Origin of the sequence: Yonghaparkia sp. Soil809, from assembly GCF_001429705.1 — a bacterium.
GTDB lineage: Bacteria > Actinomycetota > Actinomycetes > Actinomycetales > Microbacteriaceae > Microcella.
The window spans coordinates 602,526-617,911 of record NZ_LMSV01000002.1 but is presented as its reverse complement, the minus strand read 5'-3'; the positions used below and the strand labels follow the sequence as shown (position 1 = coordinate 617,911).

The following is a 15,386-nucleotide window of genomic DNA, read 5'->3' as shown; positions in this document are numbered from 1 at the left end:
GCCCGGCACGAGGGCCGGGCGTTCGCGAGGATCGTGCCGAGGCGCGGACTACGCGCGGCGGAACCGGTTGACCATCGGGCAGTCGAACGGGTCGCGCGCCTGCAGGCCCACCTCGTTGAGGTAGCGGATGACGATGCGGTACGACTCGCCGACGCCGGCCTCCGTGTAGGGGATGCCGAGCTGCCGGGCGTACTCGCGGGTGATCTCGCGGGCCTTCGCGAGCGCGGGGCGCGGCATGTTCGGGAACAGGTGGTGCTCGACCTGGTGGTTGAGCCCGCCGAAGAGGGCCGTCGACCACCACCCGCCCTTGATGTTGCGCGAGGTGATGATCTGGCGGCTGAGAAAGTCGAGCTTGGAGTCGTGCGGGAGGATGGGCATCCCCTTGTGGTTGGGCGCGAAGGAGGCGCCCATGTACACGCCGAAGACGGCCAGCTGCACGCCGAGGAAGGCGAAGGCCAGGCCGAGGGGCAGCGCCCAGAAGATCACGGCGACGTAGAGGCTCAGGCGGAGGCCGATGAGCGTCAGCTCGAGCGCGCGGCCCTCGATCCTCCCCTTCTCGAACAGGCTCATGATCGAGCGCACGTGGAGGTTGATGCCCTCGAGGGTCAGGAGGGGGAAGAACAGCCAGCCCTGGCGGCGCGTGATCAGCGCGAGCGGCCCGCGGACCTCTGCGGCGTCGGACTCGGTGAAGCGGATCGTGTCGGGGGCGATGTCCGGATCGGCACCGACCTGGTTCGGCTTCGAGTGGTGGCGCGAGTGCTTGTGCATCCACCAGTGGTAGCTGATGCCGACGACACCGGCGGCGAGCCAGCGGCCGGCGCGATCGTTCGCCTTGCCCGACTCGAAGACCTGGCGGTGCGAGGCCTCGTGTGTCACGAAGGCGATCTGCGTGAGGATGATGCCGAGAGCGGCAGCGATGAGCAGCTGGTACCAGGAGTCGCCCAGAAGGACGAAGCCCGTGATCGCGCCGCCGAGGGCGACGACGAGGGCGCCGAACACGGCGAAGTAGAAGCCGCGGCGGCGGCGCAGGAGGCCGGCGTCACGCACGGTTCGCATGAGCGCCGAGTAGGTGCTCGTGGGGTGCGGCGCCGACGGGTCGCGCGGGGTGGTCGGGCGGACCGCACCGAGGGTGGAGCTGGTGATGGAGGTCATGGGGCCTTCCGGAATCGAGTCGCCGACTTCCCAGCCGCCATGTGCACCCGGGCTGACCCGGTGGATGCATTCCACAGTACGTGCCGACCCATGCAGAGCGAGGAATACAGGTCGGGGCTCGACGGGGCCGCTGTGAGTGTGCATAGCCTCGCCTTCATTGAGCCAGGGTGGCTCGAGTGCTTGACTTCCCCTATGTCCGACTCCCCCGCGATCTCACTCCATCGGGAAGAACCCCACGACCGCGGCGCCTTCACCGATCGGGTCAACCGGATCCGCGCCGGCGTCCTCGGCGCCAACGACGGCATCGTGTCGGTCGCGGCGGTCGTCGTGGGCGTGGCGGGAGCGACCTCCGACACGCAGCCGATCCTCGCCGCGGGACTCGCCGCCGTCATCGGAGGCGCGATCTCGATGGCGCTCGGCGAGTACGTCTCGGTCTCGAGCGCGCGCGACAGTCAGAGCGCGCTCATCGCGAAGGAGAAGCGCGAGCTGGCCGAGCAGCCGGAGGAGGAACTGGCGGAGCTCGCCGCCATCTACCGGGGAAAAGGCCTCACGGAGGCAACCGCGCTGCGCGTCGCGGAGGAGCTCACGGCGCACGACGCGCTCGGCGCGCACCTCGAGGCCGAGCTCCACATCGACGAGCACGAGGTGCTCAAGCCGTGGCAGGCGGCCCGCGCCTCCGGCCTCGCGTTCCTCCTCGGGGCCGTCCTGCCGATGCTGGCGATCCTTCTCCCGCCGGAGGGGCTGAGGATCCCCATCACCTTCGCCGCCGTCCTCGTCGCCCTCGGCGTCACGGGCGCGATCGGCGCGCGGCTCGGCGACAGCCACTGGGTGCGACCCACGATCCGCGTCCTGGTCGGCGGCGCGATCGCCCTCGCCGTCACCTTCGCGGCGGGCGCGCTCCTCGGCGCCGCCGTCCAGTAGCGCGACGATTCCTCGATCCTGAGCAGTTCCTATGCGGTTCGGTCGCGCCTGAATTCCGGGCGTGTCGGATGCGGCGCGGCGCCGGGCAGGCGGCCGGTACGATTCCGTGTGCCCACCCCGCCTCCCGCACCGAATCGGATCGACCCCGACGACCTCGCCGCCACCCTGCGCGTGCTCGAGGCCCTCCACGGCCTCGACGAGGACGACCCCGACTTCGTCGCCGTGCGCCGCGCGACCGCGCACATGATCCGCGCCGTGAAGGTGCGGCGCCGGGTCGACAAGCGCACCGAGATCGCGGACGCCGACCGCGCGGTGATCGCCGCGACCGCGACCGGCTCGCCGGAGCGCATCGACGACGAGACCCGCGGCGTGGACATCAGCTCGTCGACCGACGCTCCCTTCGCGGGCGAGCTCACGCGGCCGCAGGCGTGCTACATCTGCAAGAAGCCGTACACGCTCGTCGACGCGTTCTACCACCAGCTCTGCCCCGACTGCGCCCGGCTCAACCACGCGAAGAGGGATGCCCGGACCGACCTGACGGGGCGCCGCGCCCTGCTCACCGGAGGTCGCGCCAAGATCGGGATGTACATCGCCCTCCGACTGCTGCGGGATGGAGCCCACACGACGATCACGACGCGCTTCCCCCGCGACGCGGTGCGCCGCTTCTCGGCGCTGCCGGACTCGGCCGAGTGGATCGACCGCCTGCGCATCGTCGGGATCGACCTGCGCGACCCCGCCCAGGTGATCGGGCTCGCCGAGTCGGTCGCCGACGCCGGTCCGCTCGACATCCTGATCAACAACGCCGCGCAGACCGTGCGGCGCTCGCCCGGCGCGTACCAGCCGCTCATCGAGGCCGAGCTCGCGCCCCTGCCCGACGGGCCGCTGCCGGAGCTCGTGACGTTCGGCCACACGATGGATCCGCACCCGCTGGCTCTCGCGGAGTCGGTCGCCGCCCACCCCATCCTCTCGGCGGCCGCCGCGAAGGCCGAGCAGCTGACGCAGGCGGCCCTGACGGCGGGGAGCGCATCCCTCGCCCGGCACCGCGACGGCACCGCGATCGACGCCGGCGGCCTCGTGCCCGACCTGCACGACGTCAACAGCTGGACCCAGGCGGTCGGCTCGGTCGAGCCGCTGGAGATGCTCGAGGTGCAGCTCGCGAACTCGGTCGCGCCGTTCATCCTGGTCGATCGGCTGCGGCCGTCGATGGCTGCTTCGTCGTTCGAGCGGCGCTACGTCGTCAACGTCTCGGCGATGGAGGGCGTGTTCGGCCGCGGGTACAAGGGGCCGGGGCATCCGCACACGAACATGGCGAAGGCCGCGATGAACATGCTCACCCGCACGAGTGCGCGGGAGATGTGGGAGTCGGACCGCATCCTCATGACGAGCGTCGACACGGGCTGGATCACCGACGAGCGCCCGCACCCGACGAAGCTGCGGCTCGCCGAGGAGGGCTTCCACGCCCCGCTGGACCTCGTCGACGGCGCCGCGCGCGTGTACGACCCGATCGTGCGCGGCGAGGCCGGCGAGGAGCTCTTCGGCGTCTTCCTGAAGGACTACGCGCCCTCGCAGTGGTGAGCGGGGCATCCGTCGCCCGACCGGTGATGCGGTTATGAGGCAAGTGGGCCGGCCGATACGCCGGGTTCTGTTCCCGGGATCTCTCCCGTTCGACGGCCATCTCTCTCGACGTGACGTTGCCGGCACGTTCCAGCGGTCTACCCGACACCTCAGCGAGCCGCCTCGACGGTGTCTGTCTGACCTTGCTCCGGGCGAGGTTTACCCAGCGAGCCCGATCGCTCGGGCCCCTGGTGGTCTCTTACACCACCGTTTCACCCTTACCGCCGGCACGAGGCCGGAGGCGGTCTGCTCTCTGTTGCACTTTCTCGCGGATTGCTCCGGGTGGGTGTTACCCACCGCCCTGCTCTGCGGAGCCCGGACGTTCCTCGGCGGAGCCGTTCCCCCTCGCGGGGGCGTGTCTCCGACGCGACCGTCTGGCCGACCCACTTGCGTCCCCCAGGCTAACGCTCTCAGCGCGAGAAGGATGCCCGGGCATCCATCGCATCGTTCGCGCACTTGTCGGCGCGGGAGTTCTGCAGTCGCGGCACCCACTCGAAGCGGACGGGCGTGCCCGTGAGCGCCTGACGGGCCTCGGCGGCGAGCTCGGCCATCGTGGGGTGCTTGATCTTCCAGCGGCCCATCATCTGCTCGACGACGAGCTTGGAGTCCATGCGGATCGTGAGAGCGGCATCCGGATCGATCTCGAGGGCGCGGCGCACGCCCGCGAGCATGCCCGAGTACTCGGCCACGTTGTTGGTCGCGGTGCCCACCCAGACGCCGACCTCGGCGATGACCTCGCCGCTCGCGGGATCGATGACGACGGCACCGCCCGCGGCCGGACCCGGGTTGCCGCGCGAGCCGCCGTCGGCCTCGATGAGAAGCTCGCGAGCCGTCACAGACCCGACTCCGCGGTGCGGACGAGGATGGCGTTCGAGTCGGGGCACAGGACGACCTCGTCGGGCGCCGCGCGGCGCACCATCTCGAGGTCGGAGCCCGTGAGCGTCACGCCGCTCGCGCTCGACACGCGAGCGCGCAGGTGCGAGGCGCCGGTGCCGTAGCGCTCGCGCTGCTTCTCGTAGAGCGCGACGAGGTCGGCGGGCAGCTCGGCGACGAGCGCGGAGCGCTGCGCGTCGAGGTCGGCGCGCTCGCGGTCGATCCCGGCGAGGGCGGTGGCGAGCTCCTCCTCGGCGACCGTGCGGCGAGCGGTGTGCGCCTCGAGCGTCTCGCGGGCACCCGTCGCGGCGCGCTCGAGGAGCTCGATGCGCTCCATGACGGCGAGCTCGATCTCCTCCAGATCGCCGAGCCGGGTGCGCAGCGAGGCGAGCTCGTGCTCGAGGCCCTGGATGTCCTTCACCGACGAGCTCGACTGCAGCCGCTCGGAGTCGCGGGCGATGCGCTTCTCGACGAGCTCCACGTCGGACTCGGCGCGGCCGAGCTCGAGCCGGGCATCCTCGAGGTGGCCGCTCGTCTCGACGACGGCCGCCTTGATGCGCTCGGCATCCTCCTGCAGCGCTGTCACGGCCGCGCGCTCGGGGAGCGTGCGGGAGCGGTGCGCGAGCTGCTGCAGCGCGGTGTCGAGTCGCTGCAGGTCGAGCAGCCTCGCCTGGGTCTCGGGGCTGGCGGTGAGTGCCATCAGGGGTGCCTCTCTCGCGCCGGGGTCGCCGGCGTCTCGTTGACGATCTGGAAGCTCCAGGGGTCGGTGCGGCGGTCGCTCTCGACGACCTCCAGCCCGGGCAGGGCCGCGCGCAGCTCGTCGGCGGCGGTCGCGAGCCACAGCGACTCGCTCGCCCAGTGCGACACGTCGATGAGGGCCGGGCCGCCGGCGACGAGGGCCGTCTCGACGGCCTCGCTCGCGGGGTGGTGGCGGAGGTCGGCGGTCACGTAGACGTCGGCCTCGCGCACGAGCGGCGCGCCGAGCAGCGAGTCGCCCGCGCCGCCGCAGACCGCGACCGCGCGCACCATCCGGTCGGGATCACCCGCGACGCGGACTCCCCCGACCGTCGGCGGCAGGATGCTCGCGACGCGTCGCGCGAAGGCCTCGAGCGTCATCGGCTCGGCGAGGCGGCCCGCACGCCCGAGGCCGCGCTCGGGGTGCTCGCCCGACGCCTCGATGGGCCGCGCATCCCGCACCTGGAGCAGGTCGGCGAGCCGCGCGCTCGTGCCCGACTCGACCACGTCGGCGTTCGTGTGCGCGGCGTAGAGCGCGCAGTCGCCGCGGATGAGGCGCGCGAGCAGCGCACCCTTCGCGGTCGACTCGGCGACCGTCGTGACGCCCCGCATGAGGAGCGGATGGTGGACGAGGAGCAGCTGCGCCTCGCGCTGGATCGCCTCCTCGACCGTCGCGGCGACCGCATCGACGGCGAGCAGGACGCGCTCGACGGGCGCGAGCGGGTCTCCGCTCACGAGCCCGGGGGCGTCCCACTCCTCCGCGCCGCGCAGCGGCCACAGCCGCTCCGCCGCGGAGACGACATCGGCGACGGTTCGGGGCATGGCTCCAGTCTAGGAGTCGAGGGAGGCCCGGTACTCGGCCGCCTGGAGCCGGCGAACGGCCGGGATGCCCGCGACGATCGGCGTCAGGAGCCCCAGGAGCAGCGCGACGGCGACGCCCGCGTCGGACTCGGCGAGTGCGCCCGCCCCACCCGTCACCCTCCACAGGAATCCCTGCCAGTCCAGGCCTCCGACGGCGGCGCTCGTGAAGCCCCAGCCGAGAACGCTCGCGACGATCAGCATGACCGTGTTCACCCAGCGAACCGGCGGGTAGACGCCGCCGGACTGCAGAAGCGAGGGCGAGTGGACGCGCCGCGTGCGGATCATCGTCTCCGCCCCGAATATGCCCGCCCACGCTGCGACGGGCACGGCGAGCGTCGTGAGGACGTCGCGCACGAGCACCTCGAGCGAGGGCGCCATCGCGACCAGCGGGACGGCGATCGCGCCGGTCAGCACGACGCCGATCAGAACGCCCATCGGCCGCGAGGTGCGCAGGCCCGTCGCCAGGAGCGCGAAGCCACCGGAATAGAGGGCGAGCGCCGCGGCGGCGGTCAGGCTGAGGGCGATCGCGAGGACGAGCGGCAGCCCGAGGCCACCGGGTAGGAGATCGACGAGCGCGCCGACGGGGTTCGAGGCGAGAGCGTCCCGCAGCGCCGTGCCGGAGCTCGCGAGCGTCGCGCCCCAGCCGACGAGCGCGAAGGCGGGGATGGTCGCGCCGAACGAGGCGAACAGCACCGCACCGGCGCCGATCGTTCCCTTCGACTGGTAGCGGGCGAGGTCGCCGCTCGAGTTCGCCCAGGCGAGCCCGACGACGCTGAACACGAGGACGGCGCCGGTGACGACGAGCGCCCAGTCGCCGTCGGGGATCGCGAGGGCGGCGGACATGTCGACCGCAGGCGCGGTGAGGGCGATGACGAGAACGACGAGGATGCCCGACACGATGCTCGCGGCGGCGGCGACGGTCGCGATCATGCCGTATCCGAACCCGGCCACGACGGCGGCGAGCACGAGGCCGGTCGTCGCGATCGCGCTCGCGAGCCCGAGCCGGTCGGCTCCGGCGGCGATGCCGGTCGAGACGAGGGCCTCCGCGACGCCGGCGCCGAGCATCCCGAGCAGGATGGCCGCCCAGAGCAGGCGCGTGACCACCGCGAGCACTGCGGGGAGGAGGTTCCCGACGATGCCGAAGGTGGCGCGGGAGATGACCATCGTGGGCTGGCCGCTCCACTTGCCGGCGAGCGTGCCCAGGCCGAGCGGGAGGAAGGAGACCGCGACACCGACGAGCGCCGACAGGATCGCCTGGCGCAGGCTCATGCCGAGCCCGACGAGGATCCCGCCGAGACCGATGCTCACGACGCTCGCGTTGACCGCGAACCAGAGCCAGAACAGGCGGATCGAGCGTCCCGCGCGGAGCGCGACGGGGGTCGGCTCGAGCGCGGAGGCCTCGACGCGCAGCGCGGGCGGGTTGGAGCGCCCGCCCGTGTCGGGGACGGGGACTGCCTGGAAGGGGCCCGTGGTGGACGGGGGCATCGTGGTCGTCTTCGGCGGGGGCGTCGTCGGCGGAGGCGTCGTGGCCGCAGTCGACGAGAGTGCTGTCGGCACGGTGCCGGCGGAGGATGCGGCGAGGGTCGCCGGCGGGTCGAGCGCGGGCTCGGGCGCCGACGCGGGCGTCGCACCCGCGGCGCGCAGGATGTCATCGAACCCGAGGGCCGCCGCCGCGACCGCGGCAGGATTCGCCAGGATCGGACCCGTGGGGGCGCCGACGGGCGCTGAGGGCATGGGCCGTTCGGCGCGGCGAACGGGCTCCTCGGCGGTCGGATCGGCGGTCGGGTCGGGGCTCGGCTCGACGAGCGGTTCAGCGCTCGGCTCGATGAGAGCCGGCGGCTCCGGGGTCGGGGCGAAGGCCGCCTCGTCCGCGGGAGGGGGGACGACGGCGGAGGGCACGAGGCCGAACGGCGGAGGGGCGTCCGCGAGGATGCCGGCGAGCGAGGCGCCGGGGTGGGGGCCGGTGTCGACCGGCCCGGGGTACGGCTCGGACTCGGTGCGCACGTCGGGTTCGGTGCGCGGCTCGGACTGCGGCGGCGGGGCGACCTCGAGCGCGGCGGCGATGTCCTCGGGGCCCACGATCGGCGGGATCACGAGCGGTTCGCTGTCATCCGCCGAGGCCGGGGGCGGCGCGATCTCGCCCGGGTAGCGCGCCCACGGGTCGTCGCTCGACGGCGCCGGCGGGATGACGTCGATGATGCCGGTGAAGGCGCTGCGGACGGACTCGACGATCTCGTCGGCCTGCGGCAGGCCCGTCTCGCGCACGGCCTGCTCCCACAGGGACAGGCGCTGAGCCTCCTCGGCGCGAAGGGCGAGCTGCTCCTCGAAGAGGTCGATGAGCTCGGCCGTGCTGCCGGGCGCGGCGGTGGACGGGTCGACGACGGACGCGAGCTCGGCGTCGGAGAGCGACAGGCGCGAGGGCGGCGCCGGGATCTCGGCGAGATCGACCGCGGAGACGGGAGCGGTCCGGCCGGGGATCCCGGCGGGCGGCTCGGAGCGCACGGGCGGCTCGGCGGTCCCGATCTCGGGCTCCGAGCTCTGCACCGTCCAGACGACGCGGTCGGACTCCTCGGGCGGCTCGACGGGCTGCTCGGCGCGCGGCTCGGCACCCAGCTCCGTGCGCGGCTCGGCGGGCAGGGTTACGGCGTCGCCCGTCAGCGAACCGGGGCGGTACTCGGCACCGGCGGGAGGCGGGGTGTAGGTCGATCGGCGGGGGCCGGGCGGACGAGCCGGGTCTTCGTCGTCGGGTTCGAGGGGGTCGACCATGCCCCGATGATAGGGGCGCTACGGCGCCGGAACGGGGCGACGGGCCGTGGAGACGACGGTCACCCCGACGAGGATCAGCGCGAGCCCCGCCCACCCGAGAGCGTCGAGGCGCTCGCCCACGACCAGGACGGCGAGGAGGGTCGCGATGACGGGCTCGAGCAGCGTGACGACCGTGACCGTCGAGCTGCGGATCGACCGCAGCCCCCAGCCGAACAGCACGTAGCCGAGGAGCATCGGCCCGACGGCGAGGTAGCCGATGATCGCGACGTCCTGCGGCGACTCGAGGATGGGCCTGCCCGTCGCGAGCAGGACGACCGCGAGCGGGATCGCCCCGAGCCCGAACACCGCGCCCATGGTCGAACGGCTCGAGACGCCGAGTCCGATCACCCGCCCGGAGGCGAAGGTGTACAAGGCGTACGCGGCGCCCGCGAGAAGCCCGAGCGCGACGCCGAGCGGCACGCCTGCGGAGTCCGCGCCGCCCTCGCCGCCGTGCCCGCCGGCGACGAGCAGGGCGACGCCGACGATGCCGGCGCTCGCGCCGAGCATCCACCGCCGGGTCAGACGACGGCCGTCGATGACGCGCTCCAGGAGCGCGGCGAACAGCGGCCCGGAGCCGAGCGCGACGACGTTGCCGATCGCGACACCGGCGAGATCCATGGCCGAGTAGAAGGCCAGCGGGTAGGCGACGACGCCGACGGCGCCGATGAGGAGCCACCGCCGGGTGTCGGGCCGACGCACCGCGGCCACCGCGCCGCGGGCGCTGATCGCCAGCAGCAGGGCGCCGCCGATCGCCATGGTGGCGGCCCCGATGGCGATCGGGCTCACGGCGTCGCTCACGAAGCTCGCGGCCGTGCCCGTCGTGCCCCAGAGGATGCTCGCCGCCACGAGCGCCCACAGCGCTGAACGCACGGCCGGCTCCCCTACTCTGATGATCATCGCCGCGATCGCGGCTGAGCCGATCGTAGCGAGGGCTCGATCGGAGTCCGGCACGACCCAGGGAGCCCCCGTTGACCGAGCCAGAGCTCATCGCGCAGTGGAACACCGCCCGCTGGCACATCATCGTCTCGCAGCTCGCCCCGACCTTCCTCCTCGCCGTGACGCTGTGGATGCTCGTCGACGGGCTCGCCGAGACAGAGCTGCCCGTGCGCCTCGCGGCGGCGGGGATCCTGCTCGCCTCGGGCGTGCTCGGCGCGATCACCCAGTTCGCCGCCGCGAGCGAGGGGCGCGCGATCATCGAGTCGCTGCGATCGATGCCCTCCTCCAGCACGCTCTCGCGGCGCATCGTCGCGATGGGTCGCGGGGTCGAGATCGTCCGCTTCGTGACGCCCGCGATCTTCGTGCTCACGTTCGTCGCGCTGCTCTGGGCGCTGTTCCTCTAGTTCGGGGGCCCCCGGTCAGTCGCGAGACACGGGGTCACGCCAGTGGCACCGGGTCGAGGTCGAACCCGGGCACGACGCCCAGAGTGAGCCAGTCGTGCGCGATCCGGAGGAACTGGTCCGCCGTGAGGAGTTCGCTCAGATCGACGGGCTGGCGGCGATCGGCTTCCGGGTGCACGTCGATCGTCTCGCCCCGAGGGCTGCCCTGCCGGACGCGTTGGACCGCATGCCGCCGGGAGACGGCGTCGCGCGCACCGATCTCCACGATGAGACGGGCGCGCGTGCCGAGGCACTGCACGAAGCGCTCGCCGGGGTCCGTTGTCCGCTGGACGACCAGATAGGGCATGCCCGTCGAGCCGAGCGCGCGAACCAGACGAGCGAGGTGCGACCACGAGAAGAGCGGCTCGAACCGACCGGCGTGGCTCGCCGTCGACCATTCGAGCGCCGGCATGGGCGAGAGCGCGAGGGCCGAGAGCGCGAGGGCGGTGACGGCAGCGCGATGCTCCGGTGATCGGGCCGACGCACGCTGCCGGGCGTGCGCGGGCGCGGGCGCGGTGCCATCGGTGGTCATGCGGCTCCTCTCCTCAGTCGAGGCTAGGCACGACCACCGACATCTCCCGCACGTCGGTAGGCGTCGACGAAGAGCGGGCTGCGCGCCTCGGCGACGCGGTCGACGAGGGCGTCGATCGCTCGCTGCGACACCCCGGGCACGACGAGGTCGAAGGGCCCGAGCGGACGAAGGGGGCGGATGCGCAGGCGGACGACCTCCCAGCCCACCTCGCGCAGCAGCCGATCCTTCCGACGATCGACGGATTCCCGGCGCCCGATGTGCTCGTCGGCGTTGCGCCCGATCGTGTCGAGCTCGATCGCGACCGCGAGCTCGGGGATGACGATGTCGGGCCACACCTCGAGCCGATCGAAGAACGGCGTTCGGATGCGCACGGCGTTCGGGGTCAGGTCGACGGCGAGGCGGGCCTCGATCGCGGCGCGCACCGCGCCCTCGCTCGCCGATGTCGCTCGAGGGGCGATCGCGCTGCGGAAGGCGCGGCCGACGGCGACGTCGGCGGCGCGCACGGTCGGGAGCGCGGCGGCGGTCGCGGGCACGTGCCGGGGAGGGCGACGCGCGGGCGGCGGGGTGACGGGTGAGGCAGACGGGGCGGCTGCGGTGGCGGGGCGGGGCCACTTGCCGCCCGCCGGCAGGAACCCGGGCACCGAGCAGATCGGGCACCACGAGCGGTTGGAGCGCGACCGGCCGGGTCGTGCTCGCTGCTCGGCGGGGGTCGCGACGAACTCGTGGCCGATGGCGCACACCCAGACGAGCCACACCTCCGCCGCGGGTGGCACCTGCGACAGCAGGAGCGCGCGATTGCGGTCGGGGCGGAACTGCTCGACCAGCATCGCGAACGGGGCCCAGGCATCCCGATAGCGCCCGATCGGGTAGGGCACCTCGCGACCGGTCGTCCACTGCCGCCGCGCCCACCACTGCTCGACGCTCTCGGGCACGCTCCCGCTCCCTCTCCGGACGCCGGTGCGCCCGAGTGCGACGGTAGCGGCGACCGCCGACACGAATATGCGCCGCGCGGGGGCGGACAGGAGCGCGGTGGGCCCTGAGGGACTCGAACCCCCGGCATCCTCGGTGTAAACGAGGCGCTCTACCAGCTGAGCTAAGAGCCCGCGCGGCCAGCCTAGCCGCGGGCCGCGCGCTCGTCGGCCGGCGCGTCGAGAGCCGCGAGCATCCCGCGATGCATCTCCGCGTCCCGGGGCGCACCGTCGGTTCCGGTCGCGAGAGCGCGGACGACGCCGGCGGCGTCGACGAGCACCGAGACGCGATCGGCCCAGCCGCGATCCGGCAGGAATGAGCCGTAGGCCTCGGCGACCGCGCCGTGCGGCCAGAAGTCGGAGAGCAGGGTCAGCCCGAGCGCCTCCGCCTCATCGAACGCGCGGAGCGTCGCCATCGAGTCGACCGAGCAGGCGAGGACCGTGACTCCCTCGGCCTCCAGTGCCGCGCGCTCGGCCGCGAGCGACCGCAGCTCGTCCGTGCAGGTGGGGGTGAACGCCTGCGGGAAGAACACGAGGAGGACGGCGCGCCCGAGGCGGGCATCCGGCACCGCGATCGCGCGCCCGAACTGGTCGCGCAGGGCGAAGGGAGGGGCGGGCGAGCCGACGGCGATGGGCACTCGTGCAGGCTACCGCCGCCTCGGCGAGCACGAGGGCGCTCGGGTCTAGAGTGGGAGGGTTCGCCAGTCCGCGTGTCCGCAACCCGGTCCGCGGCGCCGACACACTCCCCCTAATCACCACCAGGAAGAGGTTCAGGGTGACGGTCAACGACCAGGATCCGTACTCGGTGCACACCATGGATGCGGATCCGGAGGAAACCGCCGAATGGAACGAGTCGCTCGACGCCCTCGTGCAGCAGCACGGGCCGCAGCGCGGGCGCGAGATCATGCTCAGCCTGCTCAAGCGCAGCAAGGAGCTGCACCTCGGCGTGCCGATGGTGCCGACGACGGACTACCTCAACACGATCGCCCCCGAGAACGAGCCCGAGTTCCCCGGGGATGAGGAGATCGAGCGCCGATATCGCGCGTGGATCCGCTGGAACGCCGCGATCACCGTGCACCGCGCGCAGCGCCCCGGCATCGCCGTCGGCGGCCACATCTCGACCTACGCGTCGAGCGCGGCGCTCTACGAGGTCGGCCACAACCACTTCTTCCGCGGCGCCGACCACCCCAACGGCGGCGACGCGATCTTCTACCAGGGCCACGCCTCCCCCGGCATGTACGCCCGCGCCTTCCTCGAGGGCCGCCTGAGCCCCGAGCAGCTGGACGGCTTCCGTCAGGAGAAGTCGCACCCGACGGGCGGGCTCTCGAGCTACCCGCACCCTCGCCTCATGCCCGACTTCTGGCAGTTCCCGACCGTGTCGATGGGCCTCGGGCCGATCAACGCGATCTACCAGGCCCAGCTCAACAAGTACGTCACCAACCGCGGCATCGTCGACGGCGACGACTCGCAGGTGTGGGCGTTCCTCGGCGACGGCGAGATGGACGAGGTCGAGAGCCGCGGCGCACTGCAGCTCGCCGCGAACGACGGCCTCGACAACCTGAACTTCGTCATCAACTGCAACCTGCAGCGGCTCGACGGCCCGGTCCGCGGCAACGGCAAGATCATCCAGGAGCTCGAGAGCTTCTTCCGCGGTGCCGGCTGGAACGTCATCAAGGTCATCTGGGGTCGCGAGTGGGATGCCCTGCTCGACCAGGATCACGAGGGCGCGTTGCGCGACCTCATGAACGTGACCCCCGACGGCGACTACCAGACCTACAAGGCCGAGTCGGGCGCGTTCATCCGCGAGCACTTCTTCGGCCGCGACCCGCGCACCGCCGCGATGGTCGAGAACTACACCGACGACCAGATCTGGAAGCTCAAGCGCGGCGGCCACGACTACCGCAAGGTGTACGCCGCCTTCAAGGCCGCGCAGGAGCACAAGGGCCAGCCGACCGTCATCCTCGCGAAGACCGTCAAGGGCTACGGCCTCGGCCCGAGCTTCGAGGGCCGCAATGCGACCCACCAGATGAAGAAGCTCACCCTCGACAACCTCAAGCAGTTCCGCGACGAAATGCGCATCCCGATCACGGACGCGCAGCTCGAGGCCGACCCGTACCGCCCGCCGTACTATCACCCGGGCGACGACGACCCCGCGATCCAGTACCTGCACGAGCGTCGCCGCGCGCTCGGCGGCTACCTGCCCGAGCGCCGCTCGAAGCACGTCGACATCTCGCTTCCCGACGAGAGCGCCTACGCGATCGCGAAGAAGGGCTCGGGCAAGCAGGAGGTCGCGACGACCATGGCCTTCGCGCGCCTGCTCAAGGACCTGCTGCGCGACAAGGAGTTCGGCCACCGCATCGTCCCGATCATCCCGGATGAGGCGCGCACGTTCGGCATGGACGCCTACTTCCCGACGTCCAAGATCTACAACCCCAACGGCCAGCACTACACGAGCGTCGACCGGGAGCTGCTGCTCGCCTACAAGGAGAGCCCGCAGGGCCAGATCATCCACACCGGCATCAACGAGGCGGGCGCGTTCGCCGCCTTTACGGCCGTGGGCACGAGCTACGCGACGCACGGCCAGCCGCTCATCCCCGTCTACGTCTTCTACTCGATGTTCGGCTTCCAGCGCACGGGCGATGCGATGTGGGCGGCGGGCGACCAGATGGCGCGCGGCTTCATCATCGGCGCGACGGCCGGCCGCACGACGCTCACGGGCGAGGGCCTGCAGCACGCCGACGGCCACTCGCCGCTGCTGGCCAGCACGAACCCCGCCGTGGTCACCTACGACCCGGCGTTCGGCTACGAGCTGGGACACATCGTGCGCGCGGGCCTGGACCGCATGTACGGGGGCCAGCACCCGGACCCGAACGTCATGTACTACCTGACGGTCTACAACGAGCCGCACGTGCAGCCGGCCGAGCCCGAGGGCCTCGACGTGGAGGGCCTGCTCAAGGGCCTCTACCTCCTGAAGCCGAGCGCGGCCGCGGGCCACAAGGCGCAGATCCTCGCCTCGGGCGTCGCCGTGCCGTGGGCGCTCGAGGCCCAGGAGCTGCTGGCGAACGACTGGGGCGTGTCGGCCGACGTCTGGAGCGTCACATCGTGGACGGAGCTGCGCCGCGACGGTCTCGCCGCCGACGAGCACAACTTCCTCAACCCCGCGGCGGCGCCGCGCACGGCCTACGTGACCGAGAAGCTCCGCGGAGCCGAGGGGCCGTTCGTCGCGGTCACCGACTTCATGCACGCCGTGCCCGACCAGATCCGGCAGTTCGTGCCCGGCGACTACGCGACCCTCGGAGCCGACGGCTTCGGGTTCAGCGACACCCGCCCCGCCGCCCGCCGCTTCTTCCACATCGACGGCCCGTCGGTCGTCGTGCGCACCCTGCAGCAGCTCGTCCGACGCGGCGAGCTCGACCCCTCGGTCGTGGCGGAGGCGATCGAGCGGTACCGCCTGCACGACGTCACTGCCGGGACCACCGGGTCCGCCGGCGGCGAGGCGTAGATCGCAGCAGCACCATCCGGGGCCCCGCGACTCGCGGGGCCCCGACC

13 protein-coding genes, 1 tRNA gene and 1 other RNA gene are annotated in these 15,386 nt (G+C 72.6%); 4 read left to right on the top strand and 11 right to left on the bottom strand.

The annotated features are described in order from the left end of the window. Positions 1 to 48: 48 nt before the first annotated feature. Positions 49 to 1,152 carry an acyl-CoA desaturase gene (locus tag ASG83_RS10410; RefSeq protein ID WP_055860920.1) on the bottom strand — a complete coding sequence of 368 codons (1,104 nt, stop codon included), beginning with the start codon at positions 1,150 to 1,152 and terminating at the stop codon, positions 49 to 51. A gap of 192 nt (positions 1,153 to 1,344) precedes the next feature. On the opposite strand from ASG83_RS10410, the gene ASG83_RS10405 reads away from it, so the two are divergent. Together ASG83_RS10405 and ASG83_RS10400 are read left to right on the top strand one after the other, a co-directional pair. After that, on the top strand, positions 1,345 to 2,073 hold the full coding sequence (locus ASG83_RS10405) for a VIT family protein (RefSeq protein ID WP_055860917.1): 729 nt from the start codon (positions 1,345 to 1,347) through the stop codon (positions 2,071 to 2,073). A 108-nt stretch (positions 2,074 to 2,181) separates the two neighbouring features. Then, positions 2,182 to 3,648, top strand: coding sequence for an SDR family NAD(P)-dependent oxidoreductase (locus ASG83_RS10400; protein WP_055860914.1), 1,467 nt, complete (start codon positions 2,182 to 2,184; stop codon positions 3,646 to 3,648). Positions 3,649 to 3,688: 40 nt separating this feature from the next. On the opposite strand, the gene rnpB is transcribed toward ASG83_RS10400, so the two are convergent. The 6 genes from rnpB to ASG83_RS10375 all read right to left on the bottom strand — a co-directional run bounded on the left by rnpB (position 3,689) and on the right by ASG83_RS10375 (position 9,831). Next, an RNA gene (gene rnpB / locus ASG83_RS12330) (RNase P RNA component class A) lies at positions 3,689 to 4,073 on the bottom strand. A 24-nt stretch (positions 4,074 to 4,097) separates the two neighbouring features. Further along, positions 4,098 to 4,523 carry a reverse transcriptase-like protein gene (locus tag ASG83_RS10395; protein WP_055860911.1) on the bottom strand — a complete coding sequence of 142 codons (426 nt, stop codon included), beginning with the start codon at positions 4,521 to 4,523 and terminating at the stop codon, positions 4,098 to 4,100. Continuing rightward, the gene (locus ASG83_RS10390) at positions 4,520 to 5,260 is read right to left on the bottom strand and encodes a zinc ribbon domain-containing protein (RefSeq protein WP_055860907.1); all 741 of its coding nucleotides are present in this window, start codon (positions 5,258 to 5,260) and stop codon (positions 4,520 to 4,522) included. Before ASG83_RS10390 ends, ASG83_RS10395 begins: the two co-directional genes overlap by 4 nt. Beyond that, positions 5,260 to 6,117, bottom strand: a complete 858-nt coding sequence (locus ASG83_RS10385; protein WP_055860904.1) for a Nif3-like dinuclear metal center hexameric protein — start codon at positions 6,115 to 6,117, stop codon at positions 5,260 to 5,262. The genes ASG83_RS10390 and ASG83_RS10385 overlap by 1 nt, the downstream gene beginning before the upstream one ends. 9 nt (positions 6,118 to 6,126) lie before the next feature. After that, complete coding sequence (locus ASG83_RS10380; protein WP_055860898.1) at positions 6,127 to 8,922, bottom strand: cytosine permease; 2,796 nt, start codon at positions 8,920 to 8,922, stop codon at positions 6,127 to 6,129. 18 nt (positions 8,923 to 8,940) lie between these two features. Next, complete coding sequence (locus ASG83_RS10375) at positions 8,941 to 9,831, bottom strand: DMT family transporter (RefSeq protein ID WP_235451454.1); 891 nt, start codon at positions 9,829 to 9,831, stop codon at positions 8,941 to 8,943. Positions 9,832 to 9,929: 98 nt separating this feature from the next. On the opposite strand from ASG83_RS10375, the gene ASG83_RS10370 reads away from it, so the two are divergent. Next, a complete protein-coding gene (locus ASG83_RS10370; protein ID WP_055860895.1) occupies positions 9,930 to 10,301 on the top strand; it encodes a hypothetical protein in 372 nt (123 codons plus the stop codon). Between the two features lie 34 nt (positions 10,302 to 10,335). Here ASG83_RS10370 and ASG83_RS10365 read toward each other — a convergent pair whose 3' ends face one another. The 4 genes from ASG83_RS10365 to ASG83_RS10350 form a co-directional block, all read right to left on the bottom strand. Further along, the gene (locus tag ASG83_RS10365) at positions 10,336 to 10,869 is read right to left on the bottom strand and encodes a hypothetical protein (protein WP_055860892.1); all 534 of its coding nucleotides are present in this window, start codon (positions 10,867 to 10,869) and stop codon (positions 10,336 to 10,338) included. Positions 10,870 to 10,892: 23 nt separating this feature from the next. Then, positions 10,893 to 11,801 (bottom strand): zinc-ribbon domain-containing protein, encoded by a 909-nt coding sequence (locus tag ASG83_RS10360; protein ID WP_055860889.1) that lies wholly within the window; start codon positions 11,799 to 11,801, stop codon positions 10,893 to 10,895. 98 nt (positions 11,802 to 11,899) lie between these two features. Further along, positions 11,900 to 11,972: transfer RNA gene (locus ASG83_RS10355), tRNA-Val, on the bottom strand. Positions 11,973 to 11,983: 11 nt separating this feature from the next. Further along, positions 11,984 to 12,475 (bottom strand): redoxin domain-containing protein, encoded by a 492-nt coding sequence (locus tag ASG83_RS10350; RefSeq protein ID WP_055860886.1) that lies wholly within the window; start codon positions 12,473 to 12,475, stop codon positions 11,984 to 11,986. A 137-nt stretch (positions 12,476 to 12,612) separates the two neighbouring features. Here ASG83_RS10350 and aceE point away from each other — a divergent pair, with 137 nt between their 5' ends. Further along, a complete protein-coding gene (gene aceE / locus ASG83_RS10345; protein WP_055860883.1) occupies positions 12,613 to 15,339 on the top strand; it encodes a pyruvate dehydrogenase (acetyl-transferring), homodimeric type in 2,727 nt (908 codons plus the stop codon). The last annotated feature ends 47 nt before the right edge of the window (positions 15,340 to 15,386 follow it).